The organism is Desulfomarina profundi, from assembly GCF_019703855.1.
Taxonomy (GTDB): Bacteria; Desulfobacterota; Desulfobulbia; order Desulfobulbales; family Desulfocapsaceae; genus Desulfomarina; species Desulfomarina profundi.
Genome location: NZ_AP024086.1, coordinates 271,197 through 286,698 on the forward strand (window position 1 = coordinate 271,197; position 15,502 = coordinate 286,698).

Consider the following 15,502-nt stretch of genomic DNA (forward strand, 5'->3'; position numbering starts at 1 on the left):
CCTTTACTCCAGAATCCTGCAATGGGCAAATTTACCGGAGATGCGAGGTGTCAATGATGCTGAATTGCGGGATTGTGGCGGCGATGAGTTGTCAGGTTCGGGCTTGCTCTACCCTGTTTCTTCCATTTTCTTTTGCCCTGTACAGGGCCCGATCGGCACGATTAATGAAACTGTCCCGGCTTTCCGGTTGTTGATAGCAGGCGACACCAAAACTGGCGGTCTGTTTCCAGTCGACAGGAAAGTGTGTTTCGGCAATGATCTTTCGTAAATGTTCTGCCATTGTTGTTACTCCATCAAGGTCATTCTCCGGGCAGATTAGAAGAAACTCCTCACCCCCCAGCGGCCGGCAATGTCACTTTTTCTTATATTTTTCGAAATGGTTTCGGCAAAATGGCAAAGTACCCTGTCCCCTGTCTGGTGTCCATAGGTATCATTGACTTTCTTGAAATGATCAATATCCAAAATCATAATGGACAGAGGTCGGTCGTATCGGTCAATTCGTTCTATTTCCGCAGCCAGTACGTTATTGATGTGTCTCCTGTTGAACAGTCCTGTCAGTTGATCGGTAATGGAGAGACGTTCGAGCTTTTCGCTCTTTCTGACAAGCTCACGATGCTGAGCGGCAATTTTTCTGTTCAGTCTCATCAGTTTTCTGTTCCAGGCGATAACCAATACAACAAGGGGAGCTGTTGCTACAGCAATTTTCCAGAGGATGGTATAATCAAACCGATGTTCAAATTTCATTACCACCCATTTCTGGTAAACGGAATCGATTTCTTTTTGTGGCAGGGCACGGATAAGCTTACTCATGATGGAGTGCAGCAGAATATCATTTTTCCTGACTCCAACGCGGATGCTGTCGTTGAAGCCGGAATAACCGGCCACCTTGATGTTATCCAGACCCATTTTACGGGTATAGTAAGTTGCCACGGGCAGGGTGATCAGTACGGAATCCAGGTTGCCCGATGACAGTTCCTGCAGTCCCTCCTCCACATCCGAAAAGGGCACAAAAGAAACTTTGGCAAACTGTTTTGGAGCTTTTTCCCACAGAAAATCATCATCTTCTATACCGACATGTTTGTTGGCAAGATCCTGTAAGCCCTGTATCCAGGGCGATGATTCCCGGGTAAAGAGAGCGACACTGTAGTTGAGATAAGGAATAGTGAAATCCATATATTCACTTCTTTTTCCGGTGATATTGACCATGGGAATGATGTCACAGAGTCCGGTCCTGACTCCAGCTAATGACTCTGTCCAGGAAGCTGTGGGAATGACAGTAAAAGGAGTTTTCAGCTGCTCACTGAATATCTCAAGAAAATCTGAAACCATGCCGGTTGCCTGACCGTTTTCCAGCCCGGAAAAGGGAAGTCTCCGGGGGGCGAGACAGACATTGATCGTCTTTCTATCTGCAAGATATTCCTCTTCCCGGGGGGTAAGACCTGCACTTTCCTGCCCAATCTGGCGTCCATGACGACTGAACCATTTATCTTTCAGTTTTGTCATGTCATCAGGCTGGATCGTATTCTGAGCTTTTTTCAGGATGTTGAACAGGATGGGGTTCTTTTTTAAAACGGCAAAATGCATGGAAGAGGTTTTCTGCAGTTCATCATTGTCTATCCAGGATGAGAGCTTCAGGTCCGTGAAACCGAATTTCCGGATAAAATAGGCCGCAATACCTTCCTGCTCAACCGAGGCAAAAACTTTGCCCTGGTCCACATATTCCAGGGCCTGTCTTGAGCTTGCCACCTCGATTATATGAACCGCAGGATAATATTTTTTGAAAAACTGGATTGATGACCAGCCTTTTGGCAGGGCAATTATTTTGCCTTCAAGTTCCTTGAGATTATTGGTGGTTGGGACATTTTTTCGCAGGATAAGTACATTTTTACTGTGGTAATAGGGATCTGAGAAAAAAGCTTTTTTCGCTCGCTCCGGGGTTATGCTCAGGGAGTGGAGCAGGTCGATCTGTCCTTTATAAAACATGTGAACAAGCTCATCCCAGGTGTATCCGTTAATATACCGAAAGCGAATTCCCGATCGCTGCGAGAGAAGATTCATCATGTCTATACCGAATCCTTCTGGTTTCCCGGAAAGGACAAAGTCAAAGGGTGGCCAGTCGAATTCGTTGGAAACGGTAATTTCAGGGTGGTTCATTATCCAGTTTTTCTCTTTTTCTGTCAGCAGGATGGCCGGAGCGGATGATTGTGCCTCGGTTCCCCGGGCCAACTTGGAATTAACTGTGGCTGAAACAGGAAGAAAAAAGAGAATAAAGGCCAGTATCAGATTGTGCTTCAATGAACCAGCCGGGAATGCTGCAGAAATTTCCATAATTTTTTCAGACGGTCTGGATATCTCTCTGGATTTGTGAGTGTTCACATCTTGGTCAGGATAATTATTTAACCGTATTTTATAACTTCCAATCTGAAAAAGATACCTGGAGGGATGAGATTTTTCATTTCTTAAGAAAAAAGTGGTATTAACAGGTTGATTGATATCATTTTATCTGAAAACCCCCACTACTGAAAGTGGTTTTAACACAGTTGATATATCCGGTGTTTTGTGGTTGGTGGCCAGCCTGGTAAAGCCATTTTATCTCGATTATGTTGAGTTTGTCGGGCAGCAGAAATACAATAGCGACAATAGAGTCTTGTCAACTTGGTTCTTCGCAAGTATAAATAGCTGTTTTCAGGCTCGGATGGTGGAAACAGCAATGTATCTGTTGAGCCGGAAGGGCATAAATGGATGTGGGCTGCAGGATTTGGCTTGTATTGATGGGTGCTCGGTTGGAAATGCAGGTTAGTGGAATAAAAAGAGGAGCAGTGAGATCATACTTTATAGAGGACGTGGTGAATCACGGACGGACATGGATCAACACAAGTCCAGGTAGATACTCATTGCAGATGAATCAGCATGGTCGGGCCGGATGGCTCGGTCATTTATACCCTGTAGTGTGGGTACAACAAAGTAATGAAAACCTGGTTGCGGTGAAACTGCCTCCTGCGCTACGGATTTTCAAATAAGAATTATGGATGACTCAGACGAAAAATATCGCATAAAAAACAGTGTCACGGAAGACAGTGTTTTGGAGAAATTGATGACAATAATCCGGGACTATTATTTAACCAGAAGAGAAGGATGCTTTCTGGACTACAAATCCCCGGAGGATCTTGCCCGCATTCTGGACCTTGATAAAGCCGATGAAAATGGAAACTGGAATGAGATTTTCAACTGGGTTGAGACGTATCTGGCGTATTCCCTGAAAACCCATCATCCGTCATTTGTCAACAGAATGTGGGTGGGAGCCAATCTGCCTTCCATCGTGGGTGAAATTGTAACCGCGGTGACCAATACGTCTGCCTGTACCTACGAGTCTGCTCCTGTATCCACCCTGATGGAAAAATACATGATTTCCACCATGCTGGAGCTGGTGGGTTTTGTCAACGGGGAAGGGCAGATGACCACGGGGTCCAGCAATGCCAATATGATCGCCATGATGGCGGCCAGGAACAGCTGTGAAAAGCGTGTTAAATTTGAAGGCTTATTCGGGCAGAAAAGGTTTTTCGGTTTCGTTGGTGCCGATGCCCATTATTCCATGGACAAGGCGGCCAATATTCTCGGGATCGGTATAAATCAGCTGGTAAAAATACCCTGAACGAGAGAGGGGAGATGGAAATTACCGAATTAGAACGGAGGCTTGATGCTGTGGTGGCCGAAGATGGTATTCCTTTTTTTGTCGCTGCCACGGCAGGTACAACGGTCAGAGGAGCTTATGATCCCATTGAGCCGCTCCTGAAGCTGAGAGATAAATATCAATTCTGGCTCCATGTGGATGGAGCCTGGGGTGGCGCTGCAGTGATGAGTGAAAAACTGCGAAAACAATACCTTTCCGGCCTGGAATGTGCTGACTCATTTACCTGGGATTTCCATAAAATGCTGGGGCGGCACTCATGTGCAATATTCTGCTGATCAATAACCGGAGCCACACGTTTGGAACTGTGCTGGCGGCAGGAGACGGCAGCTACCTCTTTCGGAATGAACATGGAAATGAGGTAGAGGACCTGGGGACTGTTTCACTCCAGTGTGGTCGGCGGGTTGACAGCCTGAAGTGGTTCCTTGACTGGAAGTATTTTGGTCGGAAAGGATTTGAAAAACGGATTGAAAACTACCTGGAACTGTGTGAATACGCTGAGAAATGGATAAGAAACAGTCCGGATCTGGAGCTGGTTGTACCGCGAACATCGTTCAATGTCTGTTTCAGGTTCAAGGTGGATCCGGTCCAGATTAACAGCTTTAACCTGGAATTGAGAACTCGTCTTTACAAACAGGGCAAAAGCCTGGTGGGTATTGCTTATATCGACGGGAATCTGGTACTGAGGCTTTTGATCACTAATTCTGCTTCTGGCAGACAGGATATTGATTTATTTTTTGCCACATTGGTGGAAACGGGTCACTCGATTCTTCAGGAAGGATGGAATCAAAAAAGGTGATTGTTTCCCGGTACAGGCTGAAAAAAACAAGACCAGGGAGGTAAAAATGGTTCGGATGGTTTTAATATTCTGGTGTATTGCCTCCTGTCTTCGCCGCCGGGTATCACCCCAGCTTTTTTTTCAGCTGAACAGTGAATACTTCAATACCGGTAAAAATATTTTCTCAAAACTTGATATGGACAGGGTTATTCCTGACCGCTGGCGTCTCCGACAGATTGAAGATGATGGTCATGTTGTCCCCGAAATGCCTGTTTTTCTGAAACCGGAATGGGGACAGAATTCTCATGGGATTTATCTTATACAGACCGCCCGTGATCTGGAAACCGCAAGGAGAAAGAGACGGGTTAAAAAAACATCTTATCTTTTTCAGGAGGCGGCCAGGGAAAAAAGAGAATTTGAGATTTTCTATATACGCTCGGCAACAGATAACAGTCGCTTTGCCATGCTGTCCATTACTGAAGTGAAAAACAGCAGTCACGCTGATCTCTATATAAACGGAGTGCATAACACGGACTCCAGCTACCACGATATAACCGATGATTTCAGTGCAGAGGAGCAGCAGCGCCTCTGGTCAATGTTAAAGGGTGTCGGCAGGTTCAGAATAGCCAGAGTAGGGGTGCGGGCCAATTCCATAAGTGAGTTGCTGTCCGGTATTTTTCACATTATTGAGATCAATATTTTCCTGCCGTTGCCGCTTTTTCTTCTGGACAAAGAGATAAGCTGGGCCAGAAAACACCAGTTTATCAGGAAAAGTATGACGATTGCGGCAGATCTTATTGCCCATCTTCCCACGAGAAAAAAGCGTCGGGCCATCTTTTTCAGGCAGCTTATTGCCCATTACAGAGTGAAGGGATATTGAAATTTAAAAAAATAGTTTATAGATGGATCGAAAAGAAATTTCTTGGAGGATGCAGCCATTATAATTCTCTTGAGGTCAGGAAAAGCTGCAGGTCCAAGCTTCAGGCCAGGAGAGTATTTGAAAGCTACGGTATTCCTCATGCGAAGGGAAGTGTTTTTTTCAATCCCTTGAAACCGTTCAGATTCGCTGCTGAACATGGTTTCCCTCTGGTTGTGAAACCGAATGTAAGTGGTTTTTCCCGCGGCAGTCATTTTCCGATTACCAGTAACAGGGAACTGCTGATCGCTGTAATATTGGCAAGGATCTGGTGGCCATTTTCAGTAGTGGAGCAGTTCCTGGAGGGGAAGAATTACAGAATTGTCGTGGTCAGGGAAGGGATCATGTCGGTTATTCGCCGATATCCTCCCTTCGTTGACGGAGATGGCAGTTCTACAATTGATGAATTGATTGACAGGGAGAATAAGGTACGGGAAGAAATGGGTCTTTTTCCTGTAATACATCCTATCCCAAAAGACAGGCGGATAAAAGCCTGGCTGCGAAAAAAGGGAATGAGTCTTGAGTCAATTCCTGAAAACGGTGTCAGGGTTCAGCTGTTTAACAGGATCGCTCTCGCCCCCGGCGGGGTTGTGGAAGTCATTGACAAGACTACCCTGCCGGACGAGAACCGGCAACTGTTTGAAGCCATACTTGATCACTTTGATGCCAATATTCTTGGTATTGATGCAATTTTCAAGGAAGGTATTGAGAAAAGTTACCGGGATCAGCAGTGTATTCTTCTGGAAGTCAATTCCAGGCCATATCTGAAAATGCACGATTTTCCCAGGTTTGGCGAATCTGAAGATCTGGGTTCATTTTATGAAAGGCTCAACAGTCTTGAGATTGCAGAACAGGATGTCTTTTGAGATGAGTGGGCGAACTTACTATCTCTTCCTTGGGTTTCATGGTTTTCTGCTGGGTCTGTTTCCATTTTTCCTGCCTGTTTATCTCTACAGGGTAAGTAATTCTCTTGCAATTGTGGCTCTTTTTGTCGGTGTGACCGGTGTGGGGTTTACTCTTTCCCTGTGGGGATGGGAGAGAGTGTTTCGTCTTGGTCTGTTCAGGATGATTGTTTTTTCCCTGTTACTGGAACTGTTCCTGGTTTTTGCAGTTTTTTTTCACGTGAATCCTGTGGCTGTAGCACTGATAAATGGTGCATATTCCTGCTTTTACTGGATGATTCAACGGGTGCTCTTTCTGTCACGCGGGACTGAAGGGAATTCAGGCCGTCGGTTCGGTAACTTCCAGATCTTTGTGGCCTTGGTTCTGAAGGCGGGAATTTTTGCGGGCAGTCTGCTGCTAGAGGATTTCGGGCTGTCGGCGATCTGTCTGCTTTCCCTGGTTATTGTCCTCTCTGCATTATTGCTGTTTCGCAGGCAGGCAAAAGAAGACATGGTTTTCCCTGAGGCTCTGCGGGGCGAAGAAAAAATCACTGTGGGTGAAGCTTTTTCTTTCAGGGACAGATTACATTCCCGCCCCATTTTTATGATTGACGGGATTTTTCTTTATCTGGAAAGCTATTTCTGGCTAATTACTCTTTTCCTGATTGTCGGGGAAAGTTTTTTGAAACTGGGAATAGTGGTCATTCTCCTGGCGCTGGTGCTGGCAGCACTCTTTTTTCTGATAAAAGAACGTATCGATCAACTGGACAGCAGGCGGGTGTATGGGATTGCTGTTTTTCTCTATGTCGTTTCATGGGGATTGAGGGCCTGGTTGTCGGAGAATATGTCTTCCATGCTGCAGGCAGGTATTATTGTTCTGGTCGCTTTTAGTACCTCTTTTTTTCGACTGGCCTTTAATAAGAAATTTTTTGATTATGCCAGGGCGATAGGGGGCTACAGATATCTTTTTCTGAAAAGTGTCTATTCCCAGTTTTTTCTTGCTGTTTTTTTTCTGTTTTTTTCCCTGTTCCTTTACAGGTTTCAGTATGGAGTTACTGTATTGCCGGTTCTTTACGGAGGTGCGGCTTTCTGTTCTATCTCTTACCTGTTGTATCAGACAGAAATGTCTTGAGGCTCTTTTGAAAAATTGCTATTTTCCGCGAATACTGAAGTACTCCTGAATGCCCGGCAGGGCGACAGGTGATTTTTAAAAATGCCTGAAATTATCCGGGCTGAAAAACAATCAATGGGCTGTCCATGGGAAAATCATTGCAGGATCAGTTTCTGAAATTGGGACTGGTTGATAAAAAGAAAGCTAATACTATAAAAAAACAGAAGCATCGTAAAAAAAAGAAGCAGAGGGCCGGGGAACAGTTCGTTGATGAAAATGCTCTTCTTGCAAAAGCTGCTCTGGAAAAAAAACAGGCCAGGGCGAGAGAACTTAATCGTCAGCGGGAAGAAAAACTGAAAAAAAGGGAGACCGCAGCGGCTGTTCGGCAGATGATAACTGCCAATATGCTGGAAAGGGATGAGTCGGGAATACAATACAGGTTTAATGCAGGCGGGAAGATACAGCGAATCTTTGTCAGCGCGGATATGGCGGACAGGCTGTCATCGGGACAGCTGGCAATAGTTATGCTTGGTGATAAGTACGAAGTTGTTCCAAGAAATATTGGCGAAAAAATACTGAAACTGGACAAAACAGTTTTTGTTCTGATCAACATCCCGGAACAGGAACAGAAAAGTGATGACGACCCCTACGCGGAATACGAAGTACCCGATGATCTTATGTGGTAGTTTGCTCAACGACTTGATTTTACACTAATTGTCGGGGTCAGTTTGAGTTGCAGGCGGTCTTTTTGGGCCAGGATATCAGTGATCTTTGTGGCAATAATGACAGTCTTTGATCCGGTTCTGGCGATAAGCGGGTCAAGTTCCTGCATCGTGATCGGAAATTCACGACCATTAAGGAGTCCGATCAGAGCTTTGCCGATTTCTCCGTTTCGGCCATCACCTTTTGCTGATACAGTATTGATGACAGGTTTTATATAGAGAATTTGTTTTGCTGCGTCAAATCTGAGTGCAGCGTTTGCCCTGAAATCTATTTCCACAGAACCGACCTTCAACCTGATCTCATGACCCGCGATTTCCGTGAGAAAAGCAAGATTGTTCCCTGCCAGGTGCATCCGGCAGGCAAGATTGCGGTTGTTTAACTGCAGTTCGCTGATATTCAGGATTGTAATATCTCCACGAATATTTTTTGAATGGGCGTCAATGTTCAGAGGGAGCATGGCCGTGACAGCTCTGGCGATAACAGCTTCCGGAATATCCAGGGTAATGTATTGGTTTGCTCCTGCATAACTGGAAACGGGCAGACAGATAAAGAAGGTGATGAGGAAAAAGAGAAGTTTTCGCATTGTTGGCAATTTTTTTTATTCCTGATTACGTACGAAACTCAGCCTGACGAGCTCCTGGGTCTGTATTATTTGAATATTTCACCACGGAAGGTCTTTTTGCCGCAGTTGGGTTTTCGTTACTGTGTTGGCCGGGAGTTATTTTTTTCGAAATCGCCATAGTAATACCGAGTGCAGTAGTAAAGCGCAAGCCATAAAAAGACCGATAACTGATGCCAGATCACGATGGTCGCGGTGAAAATGGTATTGGGAAGCCTGAAATGTTGACGGACTGAGAAAACGGCCCTGGAAAGAGACTCTTCCTGACATTGCCGGTTGTCTGCCGGTGACATGGATTATTTCTCCGGCAAAAGTCCTCAGACTTTTGGTCCCGCTGAAATAGTGGGCTCGGTCAAACATAACCTGTTTTCCAGGCCGATTGTTATATTCACGCAGGGTGTGAATATAGTAACTGTCCAGTTTTTCAAGGTCGTTCATAAACAGGGGTGGTCCCAGCAGGTAAAAAAGGAAAAGCATGGTGGCCGCAATTGCTTCCATGCCCTGTGGACGCCGGAATGGGATGGTTTTATTCACTGTTTCCCGCCAGTAGAAAATCATAAAAAAGAGACCGAAACAGGTAAAAAAAAGTATGACAAGGTGTTCCGGCCAGAGATAATTAAACCGGGTCATTTTCCAGGAAAGCGGGGCGAAAAGGTGGACTCCGTTTCCCCACTTGATCTGCATTGCGTCAAGGAGAAGGTGGAAGAGGCAGTTGCTGCCGATTATGGAAAAGATCATCAGGGGGCTGCGGGCCACCAAAGCAACAGATCCTGAGAGTAGAAGACAGAAGAGAAGACTGGCCTGTACCATGCAGTAAAGACGCAGGTCGTAAGGATTCAGGGGGGTGGCTGCTATGAGTATTTTCAGGATAATCCATGGAATATCAGGGATTATGCAACCGGCGATAATCCATCTGATATCATGGGCCAGGATCCTGCCTGAGCCGCCCTGGATTCCTATATGGCAGAGTGTGTTTGGCAAAATGAGATGTCGGTCTTATTATACTGTTTGCTGATTGCTTACAAAACTCAGCCTGCCCGGTTCCCGGGCAAACAGGATTCTTTTTTGGTGTAAATATACAAAGAGTTTACTGTAGTCTATAGTTTTTCTCTCATCAAGCAGGAAACAGGGGAGGATTGAACGTGTGGAACTGAAATTGACCGTAACGGCGGATTGTCTCCTGAGCGGAATACATTTTGATTTTGAACAGGAATTGAAAAACCGACTGACCATTGAGAATCCACAATATATTGCCGCCAGAAAATATGGTCGCTGGATAGGAAAAAAACTCAAGCCCCAGCTGAAGTACTATGAACCAGTCCCTGGAGGTCTGCGTTTTCCAAGGGGATTTGCTAATCAGGCAGTTCTTCTGTGTCGTCGTTTTCTCGGTTGTGATCCAGAAATAATTGACAGGAGAAGATTGCTGACGGAAGTTGATTTTTCTTTCCATGGGGAACTGCGACCCTATCAGCAGGTTGCAGTTGATGCGGCGGAGACAAAATCCTTTGGCGTGATTGAGTCAGGAACCGGCAGTGGGAAAACTGTTATGGCCCTGGCTCTGATAGCCGCCCGTAGACAACCAACGCTTGTTGTGGTTCACAGCAAGGAATTGCTGTACCAGTGGAAAGAACGGGCGGAACAGTTCTTGTCCTGTGAGGTTGGCCTGGTAGGGGACGGCAGGTTTTCCCTGGCCCCCTTGACCATCAGTATCGTCAACAGTACCAGAAAGCGGGTTGAAGAACTGGTGGAGCAGTTTGGACATCTTGTTGTTGACGAATGTCACCGGGTTCCCGCAACGCTGTTCACTGACGTTGTCTCCCGGTTTGACTGCCACTACCTTCTCGGCCTTTCAGCTACCGCCTTTCGGAGTGATGGCGAGATGACCAAGTTGATCTATTTTTTCATGGGAGACCGGATCCATCAGGTTGATTCCCGGGAACTCAAAGCCAGCGGTGCCATTTTAAAACCGGAAATAATCAGAAAAAGTACTTCTTTTCAGTATGGTTATCGCGGTAACTACCCGGCCATGATCAAGGCATTGACCCGCCACCAGGGAAGAAACAGGCAGATTCTTGATGATATTATCTTCGCGGTCAAACAGCAGGAGGCTACCACCTGTCTGGTTGTTTCTGACCGGGTGGTCCATTGCCGTTTTTTTGAGGAAAAGCTCAAGGCCGAAGGCATTAATGTGAAACTTCTCACCGGTAAGATTTCCGCTGAGGAGCGTATGGAGATTGTGGAAAACGTGCAGAAAGGCAGGGTGGAAGTGCTGGTTGCAACCCTGCAGCTTATCAGTGAAGGGTTTGACTGTCCAGGGCTGTCCACCCTCTTTCTGACCACACCCATTGCATTCGAGGGGCGTCTTCTTCAGGTTATCGGCAGAATTATGCGGCCTGCGGCAAACAAACGAGCCAGGGTTTTCGACTATGTGGACGATAATATTCCGGCTCTCCGGCGTTCTGCCGACGCCAGAGGAGTGGTGTTGTCGGATCTCTGATCTGGTGGAGAAGAAAAAAAAGAGTGATCAGGAAGCGGGAAAAATCATGGTCCCCAATACTTCCAGTGACATTGCTTGTGATAATTTTATGAATGTGTTATACTGTTAAGTTTTGAGTGTGTTGCAGAGTGAGAAGTTTTTCGTCTTTTGTCAAAATTTCCCGCCTTTATTCCAAGCCGAATGGCAAATTAAAATCACAGGATTCCTCTCAAGGATAAATAATGGAACAGAGTAAAATTCGAAATGTGGCTATTATTGCCCATGTTGATCATGGCAAGACAACATTGGTTGATCAGCTTTTCCGACATTCCGGTATGTTCCGGGATAACCAGGAGGTTTCCGAGCGGCTGATGGACTCCATGGATCTCGAGCGTGAACGGGGCATTACCATTACCGCCAAAAATGGATCCTATCGTTTTGAGGATTACTGGATCAATATTATTGATACTCCCGGCCATGCTGATTTCGGGGGGCAGGTGGAGAGGGTGCTGCGTATGGCCGATGGAGCTCTGCTGTTGGTAGATGCCCAGGAAGGCCCCATGCCCCAGACCTATTTTGTCTTGAAAAAAGCATTGGAAAACAACCTCCCCGTGATTGTGGTAATCAACAAGATCGATAAACCTGCCGCCCGCTGCGACTGGGTAATCGATGAGGTCTTTGATCTCTTTGTCAAATTGAATGCCCCTGACGAAATTCTTGATTTTCCTGTTGTTTACACTTCGGCAAAGGAGGGATATTCTCTGCTGGATCCTGGGGATCCCATTGCAGACGGTGGCAGTATGCATCATGTTTCCCGCATGATTGTAGACCATATTCCGGCCCCGGTTGGTTCTTCCGATGAACCGCTTCAAATGCAGGTGGGTACCATTGATTATTCGCCCTACCTGGGCAGACTTGGTATTGGCAAGGTCATCAACGGCAAGATGGCAATCAATCAGCCGATTGTTGTCGCCCGTCGTGACGGGAGCATTAAACCGGTGCGAATCTCCAAGATCTATCGGTTTGAATGTGACGGAAAGATCAGTATCGAATCAGCTGGGGTGGGTGAAATTGTGGCTATTGCCGGAATGGAGGATGTGACTGTTGGTGTGACATTTACCGATCAGGAAGACCCCCGACCTCTGCCGCTTATTAATATTGACCCGCCAACCATTTCCATGAATTTCATTCCAAATGATTCTCCTTTTGCCGGAAAAGAAGGGAAATATGTCACCTCTCGCCATATTGGAGATCGGCTTCAAAGGGAAATACTGGCCGATGTTGCCCTGCAGTATGAGCCTCTTCAGGATGCAGTTGGATTCAAGGTTTCCGGGCGGGGAGAGTTGCACCTGTCCATTCTGATCGAAAAAATGCGTCGGGAGGGATATGAGCTGCAGGTAACCCGACCCCAGGTTATTTTCAGAGAGGAAAATGGTCAGGTGATGGAGCCTTATGAAAAACTGACTGTGGATGTGGATGAACAGTTCCAGGGGCCGGTTATTGAGAAGCTTGGCAAGCTTAAAGGTCAGCTGGAAGAAATGGGAACGGAAAACGGCATGGTTCGTATGGTTTTTTCTATTCCAACCCGTGGTCTGCTTGGATACCGTTCAGAATTTATGACGGATACCAAAGGCATGGGAATGATGAGTTACGTCTTTTCGGAATATGGTCCGTATGCCGGTGATATTATCAATCGGGTGAGTGGGGTGCTGGTAGTGAAAGAACCTTGCACTGCTGTTGCCTATGCGTTATTTAATCTTCAGGATCGGGGAAAGTTGTTCATAAAACCGGGAGCACCTCTTTATCAGGGACAGATTATCGGGGAACACTGCCGGGCTGCTGATCTGGTAGTCAATCCTGCCAAGGGGAAGAAACTGACCAACATGCGGGCTTCAGGATCTGATGAGGCTGTGATTCTCACTCCTCCCGCTGTCATGACCCTGGAGGATTGTATTGCTTATATCAATGACGATGAACTTGTGGAGGTAACGCCCAAGTCTATCCGGTTGCGAAAGAGGCCGGGATTACGTAAGTGATCTGGGGCTCAGCATATTCGCACGGTCGCGACTGCCCGCATAGAGGGGCTATAGCAGCCAGTCACGCCTGCACGAATCTGCTGTACCCCAGAGCACTTACAGGTTTGATGTGGATGAAAACATGGAGTTACAAATCCTGTGATCAGTTACGGGATTACGGATACGGGGGTAGATTGCAATGAGTACTACTCTGATGATGGTTATTGCGGGCCTGGCTGGGCTGGCGGTCTTCGGGGTTGTTGTGAGGAAGTATGGTTCAGACTGTATTCCCTGACTGACCCTTTATGGATCCGTTGGAACGGGTTTTTTTATTTTCTGGTTGTTAAAAACTGTTTTTTGATTTTTTGAACAGGTAATAATCTGCCAGAATCCGGGCATGGTCAAATACCAGGTCCGGAAGGGTGTCCCTGGTAAAAAGTGCCGCACTTTTTGCGTCATCACCGGCTGTCGGCTCACTTTCTGCACTGGCCATGAAAACCGTGGAGGCCGTATGCTGTCTCTCGTCCCGCCCTGGATCAGAATAGGTGTGGAACTGACGGAGATTGTGTACCGTCAACCCTGTTTCTTCCCTGGCTTCCCGCAGTGCCGCTGCCTCAAATGATTCTCCGTAATCGACAAATCCGCCGGGAAGGGCCCAGCCGAAAGGCGGGTTTTTTCTTTCAATGAGGACAATTTTATCTCTCACCTCGATGATGATATCTACAGTGGGTACCGGATTTCTGTAGACCTGAATGGGTTTGTTGCAGTGAGGACATTTCATGGTATCAGGAATTCCCGGAGTTCATGCCATCCCGAGACTGAGCGGAGGTTATGGCGATTTCTGTTCCAAGGCTGTTCGAAGACAAGAGGTGTGATTCCTGCCGTTGCGAGCTGCATACAGGTTTCCGCCCTGTCATCAATGAAATACTGCAGCTTCCGGTCGTGGATATATCTGGTTTTATCATTGTGATCCCCCATGGCAATAACCTTGATTGCGTCCCGTGTTCGTGCCGGGAAAAAAACATCAATCCAGTCCAGTACGGGTTGCTGCAGGGAACGGGCAGTGATGATTGTTATTTCTGGTGTCACCATGGCCAGTTCCGTCAGTGTCTCTACTGCTCCTTCCATGGGGGTGAGTCCTGTGGACAGTGAGTCTTCAAGAATATCTGTGAATATTCTTTCCACTAAAGACTGTTCCATTGCAATACAGTTTTCCAGGTCAAAACTGGTGATATCTTCCCTGGTAAAGGAGCAATAGCCGTATTTTTCACAGGCCAGGCGAAGAAAAGTTTCTGCAGTGTCGGCAATAACCCCGTCAAGGTCAAAGCCGGTTCTGTCCGGAGTAAGTTTCATGGATATTGGGGATAGTTTTCTTCAATTGATTTTATTTCCCGGGTCAGGCGACTGTTTTCCGGAGTAGGGATATGGAGTTTTTTCCCAGCCTTTTCTATGGCTCCATTGATGGCGTCAATCTCTGTTTTCTTACAGTTCCGTACATCCTGCAGCATGGAGGAAATATTGTCAGCTGTTTTTTCGGCGACGAGAAGAGTTGTCCGATAAGGGTCCTCAATAATATCGATCTGTAGCCTGCGGGCAATTTCCACGGCCTCATCAACTGCCGTTTTCATTCTGTCGCGTACTCCGGCCAGGGAGAGCAATTCTCCATTTCTACAGTTGAGTGTTGCTGTCAGGGCATTAATTCCAACATTGATGAACAGCTTGGACCATAACCGTGTCATGATTTGATCGGTAACGTCTGTCTGCAGACCTCCATTTTCAAAACAGGTCTTTGTCTTTTCAAGAAGATCGAGGAAGTGATTCTCCACACTCTGTGGAAAACCCAGGAAAGTCCGGCCGCTTCCGGCATGGCGAACCTGGCCCGGAGCGAGCAGTGTAGCACCTTCTGTGGTTGTGCCGTATGCTACCGTGCCGTCATGGAGGTGGGTCCCGAGATCAAGATGAGCAATGCCGTTCTGCATGAAAATGAGCAGCGTTTTTTCGTTGATCAATGGATTCCAGTAGTCAAGGCTGTTACGCAGATCATACGATTTGACACAGAAAACAATGACATCGGCAGGTGTTGCTGCCTGTGGTACTGCTGCAACATCAGTGGGAACCGCATATTTATTATCGCCAAGGTAATAGAGGATACCTGACCGGGAAAGTGCTTCTGCCCGCCTGCCATTGTAATCCAGCAGTCCGAGGGTATGCGCTGTTCCCCTGATCCCACGGAACAGTTTTGAAAACAGAAGACAACCAAGAGCTCCGGGACCTGCAATGAGAAAATGCATGGGT

General features: G+C 46.7%; 14 protein-coding genes and 1 pseudogene. 9 read left to right on the top strand and 6 right to left on the bottom strand.

What is annotated here, in order from left to right; translation table 11 throughout:
* Positions 1-91: 91 nt before the first annotated feature.
* Positions 92-2,328 (bottom strand): annotated as a pseudogene (locus tag LO777_RS01230) (transporter substrate-binding domain-containing diguanylate cyclase).
* A gap of 697 nt (positions 2,329-3,025) precedes the next feature.
* Between LO777_RS01230 and LO777_RS19900 the strand changes: the two are divergent.
* The 7 genes from LO777_RS19900 to LO777_RS01255 all read left to right on the top strand — a co-directional run bounded on the left by LO777_RS19900 (position 3,026) and on the right by LO777_RS01255 (position 8,060).
* The gene (locus LO777_RS19900; protein ID WP_268907492.1) at positions 3,026-3,652 is read left to right on the top strand and encodes a pyridoxal-dependent decarboxylase; all 627 of its coding nucleotides are present in this window, start codon (positions 3,026-3,028) and stop codon (positions 3,650-3,652) included.
* 14 nt (positions 3,653-3,666) lie between these two features.
* Entirely contained in the window at positions 3,667-3,966 is a 300-nt protein-coding gene (locus LO777_RS19905; protein WP_268907493.1) for a pyridoxal-dependent decarboxylase, read from the top strand.
* On the top strand, positions 3,948-4,487 hold the full coding sequence (locus tag LO777_RS19910; RefSeq protein WP_268907494.1) for a pyridoxal-dependent decarboxylase: 540 nt from the start codon (positions 3,948-3,950) through the stop codon (positions 4,485-4,487). The genes LO777_RS19905 and LO777_RS19910 overlap by 19 nt, the downstream gene beginning before the upstream one ends.
* A 46-nt stretch (positions 4,488-4,533) precedes the next feature.
* Positions 4,534-5,346 (top strand): hypothetical protein, encoded by an 813-nt coding sequence (locus LO777_RS01240; protein ID WP_228855771.1) that lies wholly within the window; start codon positions 4,534-4,536, stop codon positions 5,344-5,346.
* Positions 5,343-6,248: a hypothetical protein gene (locus LO777_RS01245; protein WP_228855772.1), complete on the top strand. Its 906-nt coding sequence runs from the start codon at positions 5,343-5,345 to the stop codon at positions 6,246-6,248. Before LO777_RS01240 ends, LO777_RS01245 begins: the two co-directional genes overlap by 4 nt.
* Entirely contained in the window at positions 6,238-7,395 is a 1,158-nt protein-coding gene (locus LO777_RS01250) for a hypothetical protein (protein ID WP_228855773.1), read from the top strand. The genes LO777_RS01245 and LO777_RS01250 overlap by 11 nt, the downstream gene beginning before the upstream one ends.
* 125 nt (positions 7,396-7,520) lie before the next feature.
* Complete coding sequence (locus tag LO777_RS01255) at positions 7,521-8,060, top strand: DUF2058 domain-containing protein (protein WP_228855774.1); 540 nt, start codon at positions 7,521-7,523, stop codon at positions 8,058-8,060.
* Between the two features lie 5 nt (positions 8,061-8,065).
* Here the strand turns inward: LO777_RS01255 and LO777_RS01260 are convergent, their stop codons facing one another.
* Both LO777_RS01260 and LO777_RS01265 read right to left on the bottom strand, forming a co-directional pair.
* Positions 8,066-8,689, bottom strand: coding sequence for a hypothetical protein (locus LO777_RS01260; RefSeq protein ID WP_228855775.1), 624 nt, complete (start codon positions 8,687-8,689; stop codon positions 8,066-8,068).
* 126 nt (positions 8,690-8,815) lie between these two features.
* Positions 8,816-9,697, bottom strand: a complete 882-nt coding sequence (locus tag LO777_RS01265; protein ID WP_228855776.1) for a hypothetical protein — start codon at positions 9,695-9,697, stop codon at positions 8,816-8,818.
* A gap of 163 nt (positions 9,698-9,860) precedes the next feature.
* Between LO777_RS01265 and LO777_RS01270 the strand changes: the two genes are divergently transcribed.
* On the top strand, positions 9,861-11,213 hold the full coding sequence (locus LO777_RS01270; RefSeq protein WP_228855777.1) for a DEAD/DEAH box helicase: 1,353 nt from the start codon (positions 9,861-9,863) through the stop codon (positions 11,211-11,213).
* 221 nt (positions 11,214-11,434) lie between these two features.
* Positions 11,435-13,228, top strand: a complete 1,794-nt coding sequence (gene typA / locus LO777_RS01275; RefSeq protein WP_228855778.1) for a translational GTPase TypA — start codon at positions 11,435-11,437, stop codon at positions 13,226-13,228.
* Between the two features lie 322 nt (positions 13,229-13,550).
* Here typA and LO777_RS01280 read toward each other — a convergent pair whose 3' ends face one another.
* From LO777_RS01280 to LO777_RS01290, 3 genes are read right to left on the bottom strand one after another with little or no spacing between them, the layout of a single operon-like run.
* Positions 13,551-13,988, bottom strand: coding sequence for an NUDIX domain-containing protein (locus LO777_RS01280; RefSeq protein WP_228855779.1), 438 nt, complete (start codon positions 13,986-13,988; stop codon positions 13,551-13,553).
* Positions 13,985-14,560 (bottom strand): 5' nucleotidase, NT5C type, encoded by a 576-nt coding sequence (locus LO777_RS01285; protein ID WP_228855780.1) that lies wholly within the window; start codon positions 14,558-14,560, stop codon positions 13,985-13,987. Before LO777_RS01285 ends, LO777_RS01280 begins: the two co-directional genes overlap by 4 nt.
* Positions 14,557-15,498: a ketopantoate reductase family protein gene (locus tag LO777_RS01290; protein WP_228855781.1), complete on the bottom strand. Its 942-nt coding sequence runs from the start codon at positions 15,496-15,498 to the stop codon at positions 14,557-14,559. The genes LO777_RS01285 and LO777_RS01290 overlap by 4 nt, the downstream gene beginning before the upstream one ends.
* Between the last annotated feature and the right edge of the window lie 4 nt (positions 15,499-15,502).

What these genes read in the sequence shown, in the direction of transcription:
- LO777_RS19900 (WP_268907492.1), top strand. Translation starts at nt 3,026, where the DNA reads ATGGATGACTCAGACGAAAAATATCGCATAAAAAACAGTGTCACGGAA.
- LO777_RS01255 (WP_228855774.1), top strand. Translation starts at nt 7,521, where the DNA reads ATGGGAAAATCATTGCAGGATCAGTTTCTGAAATTGGGACTGGTTGAT.
- LO777_RS01250 (WP_228855773.1), top strand. Translation starts at nt 6,238, where the DNA reads ATGTCTTTTGAGATGAGTGGGCGAACTTACTATCTCTTCCTTGGGTTT.
- LO777_RS19905 (WP_268907493.1), top strand. Translation starts at nt 3,667, where the DNA reads ATGGAAATTACCGAATTAGAACGGAGGCTTGATGCTGTGGTGGCCGAA.
- LO777_RS19910 (WP_268907494.1), top strand. Translation starts at nt 3,948, where the DNA reads ATGTGCAATATTCTGCTGATCAATAACCGGAGCCACACGTTTGGAACT.
- LO777_RS01290 (WP_228855781.1), bottom strand. Translation starts at nt 15,498, where the DNA reads ATGCATTTTCTCATTGCAGGTCCCGGAGCTCTTGGTTGTCTTCTGTTT.
- LO777_RS01240 (WP_228855771.1), top strand. Translation starts at nt 4,534, where the DNA reads ATGGTTCGGATGGTTTTAATATTCTGGTGTATTGCCTCCTGTCTTCGC.
- typA (WP_228855778.1), top strand. Translation starts at nt 11,435, where the DNA reads ATGGAACAGAGTAAAATTCGAAATGTGGCTATTATTGCCCATGTTGAT.
- LO777_RS01280 (WP_228855779.1), bottom strand. Translation starts at nt 13,988, where the DNA reads ATGAAATGTCCTCACTGCAACAAACCCATTCAGGTCTACAGAAATCCG.
- LO777_RS01285 (WP_228855780.1), bottom strand. Translation starts at nt 14,560, where the DNA reads ATGAAACTTACTCCGGACAGAACCGGCTTTGACCTTGACGGGGTTATT.